This is a genomic window from Sphingobium baderi, from assembly GCF_001456115.1.
GTDB lineage: Bacteria > Pseudomonadota > Alphaproteobacteria > Sphingomonadales > Sphingomonadaceae > Sphingobium > Sphingobium baderi_A.
This window is the reverse complement of record NZ_CP013264.1, coordinates 3,754,045-3,768,997: the sequence shown is the minus strand read 5'-3', so window position 1 is coordinate 3,768,997 and position 14,953 is coordinate 3,754,045. Positions and strand designations below refer to the sequence as shown.

Annotated in this window: 17 protein-coding genes; 12 read left to right on the top strand and 5 right to left on the bottom strand. The window is 62.8% G+C overall.

Going from position 1 to position 14,953, the window contains the following annotated elements:
* Positions 1-11: 11 nt before the first annotated feature.
* Positions 12-359 (bottom strand): DUF3060 domain-containing protein, encoded by a 348-nt coding sequence (locus ATN00_RS18450; protein ID WP_062067478.1) that lies wholly within the window; start codon positions 357-359, stop codon positions 12-14.
* 179 nt (positions 360-538) lie between these two features.
* On the opposite strand from ATN00_RS18450, the gene ATN00_RS18445 reads away from it, so the two are divergent.
* Both ATN00_RS18445 and ATN00_RS18440 read left to right on the top strand, forming a co-directional pair.
* Complete coding sequence (locus tag ATN00_RS18445) at positions 539-1,477, top strand: NosD domain-containing protein (protein ID WP_062068996.1); 939 nt, start codon at positions 539-541, stop codon at positions 1,475-1,477.
* Positions 1,478-1,579: 102 nt separating this feature from the next.
* Complete coding sequence (locus tag ATN00_RS18440) at positions 1,580-1,783, top strand: hypothetical protein (RefSeq protein WP_062067475.1); 204 nt, start codon at positions 1,580-1,582, stop codon at positions 1,781-1,783.
* A gap of 212 nt (positions 1,784-1,995) precedes the next feature.
* Here ATN00_RS18440 and ATN00_RS18435 read toward each other — a convergent pair whose 3' ends face one another.
* Positions 1,996-3,405, bottom strand: a complete 1,410-nt coding sequence (locus ATN00_RS18435; protein ID WP_062067473.1) for a helix-turn-helix domain-containing protein — start codon at positions 3,403-3,405, stop codon at positions 1,996-1,998.
* 140 nt (positions 3,406-3,545) lie between these two features.
* Here ATN00_RS18435 and ATN00_RS18430 point away from each other — a divergent pair, with 140 nt between their 5' ends.
* The 9 genes from ATN00_RS18430 to ATN00_RS18390 all read left to right on the top strand — a co-directional run bounded on the left by ATN00_RS18430 (position 3,546) and on the right by ATN00_RS18390 (position 11,555).
* A complete protein-coding gene (locus ATN00_RS18430; protein WP_062067470.1) occupies positions 3,546-5,138 on the top strand; it encodes an isocitrate lyase in 1,593 nt (530 codons plus the stop codon).
* A gap of 218 nt (positions 5,139-5,356) precedes the next feature.
* On the top strand, positions 5,357-6,043 hold the full coding sequence (locus ATN00_RS18425) for a glutathione S-transferase family protein (RefSeq protein ID WP_062067467.1): 687 nt from the start codon (positions 5,357-5,359) through the stop codon (positions 6,041-6,043).
* An 89-nt stretch (positions 6,044-6,132) separates the two neighbouring features.
* A complete protein-coding gene (leuC, locus tag ATN00_RS18420) occupies positions 6,133-7,584 on the top strand; it encodes a 3-isopropylmalate dehydratase large subunit (RefSeq protein WP_062067464.1) in 1,452 nt (483 codons plus the stop codon).
* A 109-nt stretch (positions 7,585-7,693) separates the two neighbouring features.
* Positions 7,694-8,287, top strand: coding sequence for a 3-isopropylmalate dehydratase small subunit (gene leuD, locus ATN00_RS18415; protein ID WP_062067461.1), 594 nt, complete (start codon positions 7,694-7,696; stop codon positions 8,285-8,287).
* A gap of 57 nt (positions 8,288-8,344) precedes the next feature.
* On the top strand, positions 8,345-8,668 hold the full coding sequence (locus ATN00_RS18410; RefSeq protein ID WP_062067458.1) for a DUF1476 domain-containing protein: 324 nt from the start codon (positions 8,345-8,347) through the stop codon (positions 8,666-8,668).
* Positions 8,669-8,691: 23 nt separating this feature from the next.
* Positions 8,692-8,925: a BolA family protein gene (locus tag ATN00_RS18405; protein WP_062067455.1), complete on the top strand. Its 234-nt coding sequence runs from the start codon at positions 8,692-8,694 to the stop codon at positions 8,923-8,925.
* 61 nt (positions 8,926-8,986) lie between these two features.
* Positions 8,987-9,319, top strand: coding sequence for a Grx4 family monothiol glutaredoxin (gene grxD / locus ATN00_RS18400; protein ID WP_062067453.1), 333 nt, complete (start codon positions 8,987-8,989; stop codon positions 9,317-9,319).
* Positions 9,320-9,672: 353 nt separating this feature from the next.
* Positions 9,673-10,047 carry a BlaI/MecI/CopY family transcriptional regulator gene (locus ATN00_RS18395; RefSeq protein WP_062067450.1) on the top strand — a complete coding sequence of 125 codons (375 nt, stop codon included), beginning with the start codon at positions 9,673-9,675 and terminating at the stop codon, positions 10,045-10,047.
* Positions 10,044-11,555: a M56 family metallopeptidase gene (locus ATN00_RS18390; protein ID WP_062067447.1), complete on the top strand. Its 1,512-nt coding sequence runs from the start codon at positions 10,044-10,046 to the stop codon at positions 11,553-11,555. The genes ATN00_RS18395 and ATN00_RS18390 overlap by 4 nt, the downstream gene beginning before the upstream one ends.
* A 3-nt stretch (positions 11,556-11,558) precedes the next feature.
* Here ATN00_RS18390 and hemW read toward each other — a convergent pair whose 3' ends face one another.
* The 3 genes from hemW to rph all read right to left on the bottom strand — a co-directional run bounded on the left by hemW (position 11,559) and on the right by rph (position 14,335).
* The gene (gene hemW / locus ATN00_RS18385) at positions 11,559-12,734 is read right to left on the bottom strand and encodes a radical SAM family heme chaperone HemW (protein ID WP_062067444.1); all 1,176 of its coding nucleotides are present in this window, start codon (positions 12,732-12,734) and stop codon (positions 11,559-11,561) included.
* 147 nt (positions 12,735-12,881) lie between these two features.
* Positions 12,882-13,511, bottom strand: coding sequence for an RdgB/HAM1 family non-canonical purine NTP pyrophosphatase (rdgB, locus tag ATN00_RS18380; protein WP_062067441.1), 630 nt, complete (start codon positions 13,509-13,511; stop codon positions 12,882-12,884).
* Positions 13,512-13,618: 107 nt separating this feature from the next.
* Positions 13,619-14,335, bottom strand: coding sequence for a ribonuclease PH (rph, locus tag ATN00_RS18375; RefSeq protein WP_062067438.1), 717 nt, complete (start codon positions 14,333-14,335; stop codon positions 13,619-13,621).
* A 100-nt stretch (positions 14,336-14,435) separates the two neighbouring features.
* Between rph and ATN00_RS18370 the strand changes: the two genes are divergently transcribed.
* Positions 14,436-14,951: a DUF6438 domain-containing protein gene (locus ATN00_RS18370; RefSeq protein ID WP_197413622.1), complete on the top strand. Its 516-nt coding sequence runs from the start codon at positions 14,436-14,438 to the stop codon at positions 14,949-14,951.
* Positions 14,952-14,953: the final 2 nt, after the last annotated feature.

Sequence of the window (14,953 nt, the reverse complement as noted above, 5' to 3'; positions counted from 1 at the left end):
CAGCCCGCCGTTCACTTCATCGGGCTGATGCGATTGTCAGCGCCCGTTATCTGAATCCGGGGCCGGGAGCCATCCGGCGTCGACCAGTGGATTTCGTTGCTTGCGCCGGTGACGTGGATGGTGCCGCCCTTGGCCATGGACAGGTGGACGCGGTTGTCTGCGCCTTCGATAGTGACCAGGCGGCAATCACCGGAAATATGCACCTGATTGCCCGCACCCGTGATGGAGGCGGACTCGCCTCCGCAATCAAGCTCGGTGGTCTGTCCCGCGCCAGTGAAGCTGGCCTGCGCGAACGCCGCCATCGGCAACGTCCCCACGACTAATAAAGTCGCGACGCCGCTCAGAAGGACTCGGTTCATCAATTTCTCCCTTTTGCCAATGATTTCGCTATGGCAACGTCGGCGGGGGGGAGGAGTTCCGGCAGAGACTTTTCTCCCTTCCCTCACACTCGGCGTCACGACCGTCCCATAACGGGGCAGGAATCCGTTAACCATGTCCCTGCATTGGCCGCGCGCCGGGCAGGGGCTACATGCCGTTCATGCGTATCCTCTCCACCATCGTGCTCGTTTCCGCCGCCGTCGCCGCCACCGCGTTGGCGCAGGTGGCCCCCGCGCCCTTCACCGTCGCGGAAACGGGGCAGGCGTTCGGTTCGCTCGCCGATGCCGTGAACGCTATCGGCCATGCGAAGGGGACGGTGGTGATCGCGCCCGGCACCTATCGCCAGTGCGCGGTGCAGGAGGGCGGCGACGTCACCTTTACCGCAGCGACCCCCGGCACGGCCATATTCGATGGCGCGACCTGTGAGGGCAAGGCGGCGCTGGTCCTGCGCGGCAGCGCAAGCAAGGTGGACGGCATCGTCTTTCAGAACCTGCGCGTGCCCGACGGCAACGGCGCGGGCATCCGTCTGGAAAGCGGCAACCTTACCGTCACCAACAGCCTGTTCCGCAATAGCGAGGAAGGCATCCTCTCCGGCGATGCGCCGGGAAGCAGCGTGACCATCGACAAGTCGACCTTTCGCCATCTGGGCCGATGCGACCGTGACCTGGACTGCGCGCATGGCATCTATATCGGCCATTATGGCAGCCTTACCGTCACTCGCTCCCGTTTCGATCAGGGCGACGGCGGCCATTATCTGAAAACCCGCACGCCGCGCGTCACCATCACCGGCAACAGCTTCGACGACAGCGCCGGGCACCTCACCAACTATATGATCGACCTGTCCAACGGCGCGAGCGGCACGATCACCGGCAATGAAATGGTGCAGGGCAAGGACAAGGATAATTACAGCGCTTTCATCACCGTCGCCCCCGAAGGCCGGGAACATGACAGTTCGGGCCTCTCCATCGCGGGCAACAGCGCGTCCTTCGTGCCGGGGCTTTCGCGCAGCAGCAGCTTCGTCGCCAATTTCACCGATGACGCGGTAAAGATCGGCGCGAACAAGCTGGCGAGCGGCATCAAGGTTTCCGACCGCCGCTAAAGCGTTTTCAAGTCAGGGAGATCACCTGACGATCCGAAAATCATGGCAAGCAAAAACCTCTTTGCCTTGCCAGTAGAGCGTTTGGGGCGGATAATCGGCCCCATGCGAACGACTTACCAATCCGCCACGGTCCGCCTCTATCATCTGAGCGACACGCAGGAAGGCGGGGCGGCCACGACTCTTTTCTATGGCCCGTTGAACGAAGCCCTCCTTATCGCCGAGCAACAGCCGGCCGATGTGCAGGACGGCCTGTTCCTTGCCACCGACAATGATGTCGTCGCCTATCTCGACCTGATCGACGGGTGAGGGGTATGTGGTTCCACGTTTCTGTTTGATTTGGGTGGGAAGGTGGACGGTTTGCTATTCCCATCTCCGTTCGCCAGGCTTCGACAGGCTCAGCCCGAACGGAGATGGGTTGTCCCAAGCTGGCCGTCGTTCGCCATTTCCATCCCCAAAACAAAGGCTGTTCTATCATTTGCACGTTCCGCTTAACGGCAAGGTCTGGCCGTCGTCCGCCATCACCCGTCCGCAAATCCAAAGGGCGCATGGGTGCGCCGGAAATCGTCGGGCAACATGTCGCGGCCGATGGGCGGGGCGGATCGCGCCAGGCACTGGCTGCGGTGGCACAGGCGGCATGTCACGCCGATGGGCGTCGGTTCTGACGGCGCGGTATCCTGCGTATAGATCAGCCGATGGGCGTGCTCCGCCGCGCAGCAGAGCGCGATCGCCCGGTCGACGCGCGGCGCTCCCCATCCGCCGCCGCCCGCCCGCACTGACCGCGCGATGGAGAAGAACCGCTCGCCATCGGGCAGCTCCAGCCATTGCGTCACCACCTCGCGCGGGGTTTCGAACACCCGATGCACCGACCAGAGCGGGCATGACCCCCCATGGCGCGCAAAGGGAAAGCCCGCCCCGTCCAGCCGCTTGCTGACATTGCCCGCCGGATCGACCCGGATGAAGAAGAAAGGCACGCGCTCCTGCCCCGGCTTTTGCAGGGTGGTCAGCCGGTGCGCTGTCTGTTCGAAACTGGCGCCGAACTGTCGCGCCAGCGCCTCCACATCGTAATGCCGCGCCTCCACCGCCTTGGCAAAGGCCGTGTAGGGCATCAGGATCGCCGCCGCGCCATAGCTCGCCAGCGCCCGCCGCGTCAGCCGCCGCCCGCTTTCGCTGGCGAACTGCCCTTCCTTCAGCAGCGTATCGAAGGCCTCCCGCATCTCCAGATAGGCGATCTGCAGCGCAAGCTGGAAGCTGGTGCTGGCCCCGTCCAGAGCATCGTCGATCAGCACTGCGTCGCGATGCCGGTCCAGCCGCCGCATCGACCCCGCCATCACCTCCGAAGGCAATCGCCGCACCCGCAGCCCATGCTTTGCCTTGAGCCATGCATGGAGGTCGCCCGCGCCCTTGATCTCCGCCGCCAGCACTTCGCCCGCATCGTCCAGCAGCGGAAAGCTGTTCCGCCGCGCCGCCACGAAACGCCGCGATTCCGCCACCGGGTCAGAGGCGTCTCCGGCCTCCATGCGTTCCCCGTCCATGTTCGCGCCCCTGTCGGCCAGCGCGAGTTGTTCCTCGCGATAGGCGGTGTAGAGCCGCAGCAGAGCTTCGGTCATGCCGGGATAGTTGACCGCGACATCCTGCGTCGCGAGGGCGGGCAGGTCGATATCGGCGAACATCGGGTCTTTCAGAACCGTCTGCAAACGCGCTGTCTGCTCCGCGCCGCCGTCTCCCGCCAGTTCGCTCATGTCCAGCCGGTATGTCCGCGCCAGCCGCAGCAGCATATCGGCGGTTAGCGGCCTCTGATTACGTTCCAGCAGCGCGACATAGGATGCGGAAATCTCCAGGTCCGCCGCCATGTCGGCCTGCGTCAGCCCCAGTTCGCGGCGCAACCTTCGCAAGCGCGGCCCCATGTAAACCGGACGATCCTTGGCCATCTGAAGAATGCTCCTGTGCAGGCTTTACAACTTTACACCAGATTTTTGTAAAGATCGACAACTGAACTTCAAAGAGAGTGCCGGACAGATCCCGCCCCCCTAAACCGGCGCCAGTTCTCTTTTTTACGGAATTGACGCTCATGACCTACCAGCAGGAAATCGCGAAAGCCGGCACGCTGATCGGCGGGCAAGCTCATTGGGACGGCATCGCACCCGAATCCGTCGCCCGGATGCGCCTTCAGAACCGCTTCCACACCGGCCTTGACATTGCGCGCGCCACCGCCGCGATCATGCGCCGCGACATGGCGGCCTATGACGCCGATCCGGCAGCCTATACCCAGTCGCTCGGCTGCTGGCATGGTTTCATCGGGCAGCAGAAGCTCATCTCGATCAAGAAGCATTTCGGATCGACCAAGGGCAAATATCTCTATCTCTCCGGCTGGATGATCGCTGCGCTGCGGTCCGAATTCGGCCCGCTGCCCGACCAGTCGATGCATGAAAAGACCAGCGTTCCCGCGCTGATCGAAGAACTCTACACTTTCCTGCGCCAGGCCGACGCGCGCGAGCTCAGCCTCCTGTTCCGTGATCTCGACAAGGCCCGCGAAACCGGCAACGAGGTCGAAATCCAGCGCCTCACGCATGCCATTGACAATCATGAAACCCATGTCGTGCCGATCATCGCGGACATCGACGCGGGCTTCGGCAATGCCGAGGCGACCTACCTCCTCGCCAAGAAGATGATCGAGGCGGGCGCCTGCGCGCTCCAGATCGAAAATCAGGTGTCCGACGAAAAGCAATGCGGCCATCAGGACGGCAAGGTCACGGTCCCGCATGAGGACTTCCTGGCGAAGATCCGCGCCTGCCGCTATGCCTTTCTGGAACTGGGCGTGGACGACGGCATCATCGTCGCCCGCACGGACTCGCTGGGCGCGGGGCTCACCAAGCAGATCGCCTATAGCCGCGAGCCGGGCGACCTTGGCGATCAGTATAACAGCTTTCTCGACTGCGATGAGGTCGACCTGAACGGGATCGGTAATGGCGATGTCATCATCAGCCGCGACGGCAAGCTGTTGCGTCCAAAGCGCCTGCCGTCGAACCTCTATCAGTTCCGCTCCGGCACGGGCGAGGATCGCTGCGTCCTCGATTGCATCACTTCGCTCCGGAACGGCGCGGACCTGCTGTGGATCGAAACGGAGAAGCCGCATGTCGAACAGATCGCGAGCATGGTCGACCGCATCCGCGAAGTCATCCCCAACGCGAAGCTGGTCTATAATAATTCGCCCAGTTTCAACTGGACGCTGAACTTCCGCCAGCAGATATTCGACCGCTGGCAGGTGGAGGGCAAGGATGTGTCAGCCTATGACCGTGCAAAATTGATGAGCGCAGACTATGACGCGACTGACCTCGCCGTCGAGGCCGATGAGAAGATCCGCACCTTCCAGAAGGATGCGGCTGCGCGGGCTGGCATCTTCCATCACCTCATCACGCTGCCGACTTATCACACGGCGGCGCTCAGCACCGACAATCTGGCCAAGGACTATTTCGGCGATGCGGGTATGCTGGGTTATGTCGCGGGGGTTCAGCGTAAGGAAATCCGCCAGGGCATCGCCTGCGTGAAGCATCAGAATATGTCGGGTTCCGACATCGGCGACGATCACAAGGAATATTTCGCCGGCGAAGCCGCGTTGAAAGCGGGCGGCGTCCGCAACACCATGAACCAGTTCGCCGCATAGAAAGGGTTTCGCGGCTGGCGCCGTGAGAACCATGTCGCAGGGGGTGTCCCATGCGCCTTGCGATAAGGAAGGACTGGCGGCCCGGAGTGCTCCTGCTCCGGGTCGTCTTTTTGCCGTCCCGTGAAATGGCCTTGCGAAACTTATGCGCCGTTCCGACTTTTACGGCCAGAAGCGACGCTGTATCGTCATGCCGGATCGCTCCATGGAAAGGCTGGCCCATGCCCTTCACGCTCATCACCGCGAATCGCAATTATTCGAGCTGGTCGCTTCGGCCATGGGTGTTGATGAAGGCGCTGGACATACCATTCGCCGACCGGATCGAGCCTTTCACGCAGGTCAGCAACTATGCGGCCTTCCGCGATTTTTCGCCGACCGGACAGGTGCCCGTCCTTGTCGATGGCGATCGGACCGTCTGGGATTCGCTGGGCATCGCGCTCTATCTCGGCGACCGCCATCCCGCTGTCTGGCCGCAGGAAGAAGCCGTCCGCGCATGGGCGCAATGCGCCGTAGCGGAAATGCACAGCGGCTTTGGCGCCCTGCGTCAGGATTGCACGATGAATGTCGGCATCCGCGTGGAATTGCACATGCCATCGCCCGCGCTCAATCGCGACATCGCGCGCCTGCGGGAATTGTTGGAGGAGGGGTTGGCGCGCTTTGGCGGTCCTTTCCTGGCCGGTTCGGCATTTACCGCCGCCGATGCCTTCTACGCGCCCGTGGCTTTTCGCGTGCGGACTTATGGACTGGACATCGGGCCGGTGGCGCGGGGCTGGGTAGATCATATGCTGGGGCTTCCGGCCATGCGCGAGTGGGAAGCTGCTGCTCTGGCGGAAACATGGCGCGAGGAAAGCCACGAAGCGGAAGTCGCCGCGGCTGGCCGGGTTGTCGCGGACCATCGCGCCATATAACTTTCTTGCTTGACGATGCGGTGAAACAGCCGATTCAGGCTCCATTTCCTCTTTCGTCCCGCGCCTGACAGGTCTAGGGGGAAGTGATCATGGTCAAGCCGAGCACTCTCTACGAAAAAATCTGGGACTCCCACGTCATCGAACGCCGTCCCGATGGAACCTGTCTGATCTATATCGACCGCCACCTTGTGCACGAGGTGACGAGTCCTCAGGCGTTCGAGGGGCTACGCCTTGCCGGGCGCAAAGTGCGCCGTCCCGACCTGACGCTGGCGGTGCCGGATCATAACCTGCCCACTACGCCGCGTCGAGATGCCGCCGGCAACCGCATCCCGATCGCGGACCCGCAAAGCGCGCAGCAACTGGCCGCGCTGGAGCGCAATGCGCCCGAATTCGGCGTGCGCCTGTTCGGCGATACCGATCCGCAGCAAGGCATCGTCCATGTCGTCGGGCCGGAACAGGGTTTCACGCTGCCGGGCACCACGCTGGTATGCGGTGACAGCCACACCAGTTCGCACGGTGCGCTGGGGGCGCTGGCCTTTGGCATCGGCACCAGCGAGGTGGAGCATGTGCTTGCCACGCAGACGCTGCTGCTCAAACAATCGAAGACGATGGAAGTCCGTATCGACGGCGAACTGGGCTTTGGCGTCACGCCCAAAGATGTGGCGCTCGCCATCTGCCAGCATATCGGTACGGCGGGCGGCACCGGCTATGTCATGGAATATCGTGGCTCGGTGTTCCGCGACATGTCTATCGAGGGACGGCTGACGGTTGCCAACATGTCGATCGAGGCCGGCGCGCGATCCGGCCTGTTCGCGCCGGACGAAAAGACTTTCGCTTATTTGAAGGGCCGCCCGATGGCTCCGAAAGGCGAAGCATGGGACGCCGCCTTAGCCTGGTGGAAGACGCTCAAGACTGACGAAGGCGCAGTGTTCGACAAGGTGGTGGTGATCGACGCCGCCGACATCGTGCCCAATGTCACCTGGGGCACCAGTCCCGAAGACGTGGTGGCCGTGACGGGGGTGGTGCCGGACCCGGAAAGCTTCGCCGATGCCTCCAAGCGCGCCGCCGCGCAGAAGTCGCTCGATTATATGGGGCTGACGCCGGGGCAGCGGATGCAGGACGTGCCGGTCGAGCATATCTTCATCGGCAGTTGCACCAATAGCCGGATCGAGGATCTGCGCGCTGCCGCCGCTCTGCTCAAGGGTCGTCATGTCGCCAGCGGCATCAAGCAGGCGATGGTCGTTCCTGGCTCCGGCTTGGTGAAGTTGCAGGCGGAGGCCGAAGGGCTGGACCGCATCTTCAAGGAAGCGGGCTTCGAATGGCGCGAGCCGGGCTGCTCGGCCTGTCTGGGCATGAACCCGGACAAGGTGCCCGCGGGCGAGCGCTGCGCGTCGACCAGCAACCGCAATTTCATGGGGCGGCAGGGACCGGGATCGCGCACGCATCTCGTCTCGCCGGCCATGGCGGCGGCGGCGGCAGTAACGGGCCGCCTGACCGATGTGCGCGAACTGTTGGATAATAAGGAAGGGGCGGTCGCATGAAGAAGATATTCTGGTTGCTTACGCTGGGCGCACTGGCGAGCGCCGCCATGGCGGCGACGTTGGGTCGTGCCGAAGATGGCCCCGCTACGGAGACGAAACAGGTTCGCTGATGGAAAAACTGACTGAAGTCGAAGGCCGGGCCTATCCGTTCGGCATGAAGAATGTCGACACCGACATCGTCATCCCCGCGCATTGGCTCAAGACGATCAGCCGCACCGGGCTTGGCAAGGGCGCGTTCGAAGTGCTGCGGAAGGAACCGGGCAACGTCTTCGACGATCCGGAATATGCGGGCAGCCCGATTCTGATCGCGGGCGACAATTTCGGCTGCGGGTCGAGCCGCGAACATGCGGCATGGGCGTTGGCGGACCTTGGCATCAAGGTCGTGATCGCGCCCAGCTTTTCGGACATTTTTTCGGGCAACGCCTTCAAGAACGGCATACTGACCGTGGTTCTGCCGCAGGAAGCGATCGACCGGCTGATGGAGGTCGCGAAGAGCGATCCGATCCATGTGGATCTGGAACATCAGACGGTGACGACGCGGTTCCAGGATCGTTTCGCGTTCGAGATCGATCCTTTTCGCAAGCATTGCCTGCTGGGTGGTCTGGATGAAATCGGTCTGACGCTGGATAACAGGAGCGAAATCGACCGTTATGAGGACAGGCTTGCGGCCGAAAAGCCCTGGCTCGTTCCGACCGTTGCCTAAGCGCGCGGTCCGGCATATCTGCGAAGATGACCAACGAGCTTTTGAACAGGGCATAGCATGACCACTTTTGACGATCGCGAACGGGCTTTTGAAAATATGTTCGCGCATGACGCGGAAATGCAATTCCGCATTCAGGCGCGCCGCAACCGCCTCGTCGGTGAATGGGCGGCCGCCAGAATGGGCCTGACGCCGGAAGAGACCGACGCCTATGCCAAGGCCGTTGTGCAGGCGGATTTCGAGGAAGCGGGCGACGAGGATGTGATCCGCAAGCTTCTGGGCGACATGACGCAGGCGGGCGTCGACATTGATGAAGCGTCTGTGCGTACCGCGTTGGAAGAACAGCAGGTGATCGCTCGCCGCCAGTTCATCGAAGCCCAGTAAGCTGCAGGAACGGGGAAGCCGCCATGCCGATGGCCGCCGATGAAATAGCCGACATGATCCGGGCCGCGATCCCGGACGCGCAGGTGGAGATCACCGATCTGGCCGGCGACGGCGATCATTATTCCGCCCGCGTGGTATCCGAAAGTTTTCGCGGCCTGACACGCGTCGCACAACAGCGCGCCGTCTATGCCGCGCTGGGCGGCCGGATGGGCGGCGTCCTCCACGCCTTGCAACTGACCACTGCCGTTCCCAACTAAGCGGCAGGAATAATGTTCGCGCCTGCACGATGATGGCGCCAGACAGGAATGGACTCAATAGATGACCGACGTCGCGCAGCAGCGGATTGCCGAGATCGTCAATGGCAATGACGTGGTGCTCTTCATGAAGGGCACGCCGCTTTTCCCGCAATGCGGCTTTTCCAGCCGCGCCATCGCCATATTGGAACATCTCGGCGTAGCTTATGAAAGTGTCGACGTGTTGCAAGATCAGTCGATCCGGCAAGGCATCAAGAGCTTTTCCGATTGGCCGACTATCCCCCAGCTTTATGTGAAGGGCGAATTTGTCGGTGGCAGCGACATCATGATGGAAATGTATGAAGCGGGCGAGCTGCACCAGCTGATGACGGATCAGGGCGTCGCTCTGGCCAGCTGAAGCGACCTTACGGGAATTTCGGAAGGCGGTCCGGCGCTTCGGGCCGCCTTTTTCGTGCGCCATTGCCGGGAAGGAAAGACCGGGTGGGGGACGCGGCGGAGACCGGCCTGCGTCCCCCGAGTAGTTAAACGGTCGGGAACGCCTGACAGGAAGCAAGCGCCGTGCCAGAGCTATAGGCTGGCAGAAAAGCGCCCTTTCAAAGGTTAACGCTTTCGCGTCGATGGAAGCGGATGTAAAATATATCGACAGGTTCGGACGTGATGGGCGTATTCCATCCTTGGCCAGCCTATTGACTACGTCTGTAGTCAATGCGATTACAGACGTAGTTGAGGACTCGGGACTCGAAACGCATCATGGCTGTCAGTGAAAAGATCAGCGAAGCCGAACTGGTGGTGATGGAGGCTTTGTGGCAGCGGGCGCCACTCACCGCCGCCGACGTTGCCGGCCGGGTGACGGCGGATCGCGGCTGGAGCGTGCAAACGGTCAAGACGCTGCTTTCCCGCCTGATGGCGAAGGACATCATCGCCGCTGATCAGGACGGGCGCCGCTTTCTCTATCGCCCCATGGTCGCGCGGGAGGATTATGTCGCGAGCGAATCCGGGCGGCTGGTCAAACGCCTGTTCGGCGGCCGTATATCGCCGCTCGTAGCCCAGCTTGCCCAGCAGGACCAGTTGACGGCGGATGACATCGCGGAACTGGAAGGCATATTGAAGGGGCTGAAATCATGAGCATCTGGCTCGCTGAAACCCTGATCGCCACGACTTTACTGATGGCGCTGGTCATGATGGTCCGCCGCCCGGTCGCGCGGTGGATAGGGGCGGGCGTCGCCTATTGGCTCTGGGCTTTGCCGCTGGCGCGGATGCTGTTGCCCACCTTGCCCAGCCAGGTCGCGGCGCCGTCTCCGCTCCAGACGGCCGTCGATCAGTCCGGTATTCCCGAGTTCATGACCGTTATATCCGTTTCGTCTCCAGCCAACGCCCCATCCAGCGCTCCATGGCTGGAAATCGCAATCGCGGTCTGGCTGTGCGGCGTGGTCGCTTTCCTGGCCTTGCAGTTGGTCGGCTATATCCGTTTTCGGCAGCATATGCTGGAGGGCGCGACTCTGATCGAGCAGGAAAGGCGCATTCGGATCATCACCAGCCCACAGGCTGGCGGTCCGCTCGCCTTTGGTGTGTTGCGCCCTTATATCGTGCTGCCGGTCGATTTCGAACTGCGCTTCGACGCGGAGGAACAGGCGATGGCGATCGCCCATGAACGGGCGCATCACGACCATGGTGATCTGGCCGCGAACATGGCCGCGCTGCTGTTGCTGGCGATCCATTGGTGCAATCCGGTCGCATGGATCGCCTATCGGGCCTATCGCGCCGATCAGGAGCAGGCGTGCGACGCCCGCGTGCTGGCGCTCTACGGTCAGGATCAGGCCCATGCCTATGGCCGCGCCATCCTGAAGGCGGCAGGTGGGCGTCAATTCGCCGGAGCCTGCCATCTCACCCGTATCGCTGCCTTGAAGGGGAGGCTGAAAATGCTCTCGAACCATGAAATGTCGCTCCGCCGGATCAGCTGGGGCATGGCCCTTGTGGGGCTGGCGACGGTCACTGGACTGGCCCTGACGGCGTCGGGCGGGCGGGCCGCGCGGCAGATGTCAGCTATTACGGAACAGGTGGAAACCGTCGATTTCACGCGGCTTTCTGATCTGGTCGCTCAGCCTGCCCATGCGGATGAACCCGCGACCATGCAAACGGCCGATGCGCCGGAGGCGGTGGACGCGCCGCCCGCCGCGCCGGCCATAGCGCAGGCCCATCACGCCGTGCCTTTTGCCCCCGTCGCGCCGCCCCCGCCAATGGCGCCCACGGCTGACATGGTGCCGCCGGTTCCCCCCTTGCCGCCGGTTCCGCCTGTCGCCCGTGTTTCCGATGCGGGGATGGAGGCTTATGCCATCCCGAGCGAGGCAGACATCCGCCGCAGAATTCCCAATGTCGATGTTCGCAATGGCTGCGATGGCGATCAGACCGTCAGTCATCGGGAAACCGTGGGCGCCGATGGCCGCCGTCATATCCGCGTCCGTATCTGCGAAACCGCGATCAAAGCGCAGGCCAGCAATGCGGCCCGGGCAGGCCTTATCAAGGCTCGGGTGGAGGCTGCGCGCGCCATGAAGATGTCGGATGAAATCCGGGCCGAAGTACTGCGTGATCTGGATGAGGAAATTGCCCGGATCGACAACCGCGCCGGAGATTGATCGTCAGACGGCGACGATTTCCGGCAGGATCGCATCAAGCAGCAACATGCCCGCCGGTTCGATCCGCAGCGCCTGTCCAGCTTTCGCGACGAGGCCGTGACCGGAAAGCCGTTCCACCGCTTTTGCATCGATCAAATCCGCCACCGGCAGGCCAGAAAGCGCCGCAATCCGTTCCAGATCGACGCCTTCCCCCAGGCGCAATCCCATCAGCAGAGCCTCGCGTGCCCGATCCTGCGAGGCGAGCGCCTCCTCGCCCTGCAATCCGTGACCGTTGCGCTGGATTGCGTTCATCCAGTTCTCCGGTTTCTTGTGGCGCAGCGTCGCCATCCCCAGCCGCCGCCCGTGCGCGCCGGGGCCGATCCCGGCATAGTCGCCATAACGCCAATAGGTTAGGTTGTGGCGGCTTTCCTGCCCCGGCCGGGCGTGATTGCTGATCTCATAAGCCGGGATGCCCGCAGCCATCGTCATTTCCTGCGTTTGTTCATAGAGCGTCGCGGCATGATCGCCATCGGCAGGCACCAGCTTGCCTTGCGCCACCAGCGTCGCGAAGCGCGTTCCCGGCTCGATCGTGAGTTGATAGAGCGAGAGGTGATCGGTCCCGAAGGAAAGGCCGCGCGCCAGTTCCGACTGCCAGTCGCTTTCGCTTTGCCCCGGCCGCGCGTAGATGAGGTCGAAATTCACCCGCGCGAAAACGGATTGCGCGACATCCAGCGCTGTCAGCCCCTCCCGCACGTCATGCGCGCGGCCCAGGAAATGCAATGCTTCATCCTCCAGCGCCTGCAACCCCAGCGATACGCGATTGACCCCCGCCGCCGCCAGATCGGCAAAGCGCGCCGCCTCCACCGAACTGGGATTGGCCTCCAGCGTGATTTCCAGATCGGAAACGGGTTGCCAATAGACCGTCGCTGCCTCGATCAACGCGGCCACGATTGCGGGCGGCATCAGCGAAGGCGTGCCGCCGCCGAAGAAGATGGAGGATAAGGGCCGTCCGCCAGTCAGATCCGCTTCATGCCGTAAGTCCGTCAGCAACGCGTCTCGCCATGAGTCGGCATCCACCTGATCCCGCACATGGCTGTTGAAGTCGCAATAGGGGCATTTGGAAACGCAAAACGGCCAATGCACATATAAGGCGATAGGATCGGCCGAGACCGATGCGGGAATGAGGGGGGAGGACGACATGGGTGAGCATTCCTAGACCGCTTTGCCATGCGCGGCCAGCGCTTGCGGCTGGAAGGGTGCTGAATGAGTGGGGATTTGGGGTGTTGCGTCCCTCCAATTTTGGCGCGCGGTGCTCCCACGAAGGCAGGAGCACGATCCCCATATTCCTCAGAAGACTGCCGCCACCATCTTCGCGAAGGCATCCGCCCGATGGCTCATCGCATGTTTCTTTTCCGGCTCCATCTCGCCGAAACTGATTTCATGGCCAAGCGGCTTGAACATCGGGTCATAGCCAAAGCCCTTGTGCCCGCGAGGCGGCCAGATCAGCGTGCCGTCGACCCGCCCTTCGAACACTTCGACATGCCCGTCAGGCCATGCCAGCGCCAGCGCACAGACGAAATGCGCGTCGTGGCCAGCATCGGGGCCTTTGGCCTCGACCGCGTCCCACACATTCTGCATGGCGAGCCGAAAATCCTTGTCCGGTCCCGCCCAGCGCGCCGAAAAAATGCCCGGATCGCCGTTCAGTGCGTCCACGCACAGGCCGCTGTCATCGGCCAGCGCGGGCAGGCCGGACAGATCCGCGGCCTGCAACGCCTTGAGTTCCGCATTGGCGATGAAGGTCGTGCCCGTTTCGTCCGGTTCGGGCAGGTCCAGTGCACCCGCCGATACCGTTTCAATGCCATAGGGCGCCAGCAGATCGCCGATTTCCCGCACCTTGCCCGCATTGTGGCTGGCGATCACCAGCTTGCCGGGTCCCAGCTTGCGGATGGCCTGTTCCTGTCCGAAATCGTCGCTCATGCCTGTTCCTATATCACCGTTCGCTTGTCGACTTCAGCTTATCCTGAACGCCTGCCAGGGCTGGCAGTCGAAGGGCGCGAAGCGAACGGATGCCGGGAAGAAAGTTTTTAACGCCCTGTCGCCTTGTCCTGCGCCGCGAAGATCTTCGCGCAGCCGATCCGCGCCAGCCGCAGCAGCCGCAGCAATTCTTCCTCGTCATAGGTCGCGCCTTCGGCGGTCGCCTGCACTTCGGCGAATTTGCCGTCGCCGGTCAAAATCAGGTTGGCGTCCGCTTCGGCATTGCTGTCCTCGGCATAATCGAGGTCGAGCACAGGCGTGCCCTTGTAGATGCCGCAACTGATCGCCGCGACTTTCTGTACGATAGGGTCTTCCTTCAGAGCGCCCGATGCGATCAGCTTGTCGATGGCGATTCGCAGCGCCACCCAGCTTCCGGAAATGGCCGCCGTGCGGGTGCCGCCATCGGCCTGGATCACGTCGCAATCGACCACGATCTGCCGCTCGCCCAGCTTTTCCAGATCGACCACCGCCCGCAGGGAGCGGCCGATGAGCCGCTGGATTTCCTGTGTGCGGCCCGACTGCTTGCCCTTGGCCGCTTCCCGGCTGCCGCGCGTATGGGTGGCGCGGGGCAACATGCCATATTCAGCCGTAACCCAGCCCGAACCCTTGCCGCGCAAGAAAGGCGGCACCTTTTCCTCCACCGAGGCGGTGCACAGCACGCGCGTGTCGCCAAAACTGATAAGGCAGCTCCCCTCGGCATGGATGGTGAAGCCGGGTTCCATGGTGATTTCGCGCATCTGGTCGGGCGCGCGGCCGGAAGGACGCATATATTTCTTCTCCGAAGCGTTCAGGGGGTGGGGCTTAGCGTCCGTTGCGGCGTCATGCCAGTGCCGATAGGGAATAAAGAGCGGGAAAAGGAAGTGGGCTATGCGGATAATGATGGGTTTGACGGCGGTGGCGGCGCTGACCGGGTGTGCCATGGATCAGGCGGAACTGGAAACGCCGGTGCGGGCCGGGGACACGATTCGCTTTTCCGCAGGCCCCTGTTTCGGCACCTGTCCCAGCTATACCCTGCGCGTAACGCCTGATGGATCGGGCCTGATCGAGCCCGAACGCTTCACCGCCGTTCCCGGCCCTACGCGCTTTACCGTCACCCCCGCGCAATATCGGCGGTTTCTGAGCGCCCTTGACGCCTATCGCCCCGCATCCGGCACCACCAAGCGAATCACCCATGGAGAAAATTGCGAGCGCTTCGCCACCGATATGCCCGGCTATGTCATCGAATGGACCCGGGGGGAGGATGCGCCCACGCGTCTGGAATATCAATCCGGCTGCATGGACGCGCGCTATGGCCGCCTGCGGGCCATGATTGCCTCCGTGCCCCGGATGCTGGGCCTGGAAGCGATGCTGAAGCCCACCCAGCACCGCAAAGCCGACACTTGAGC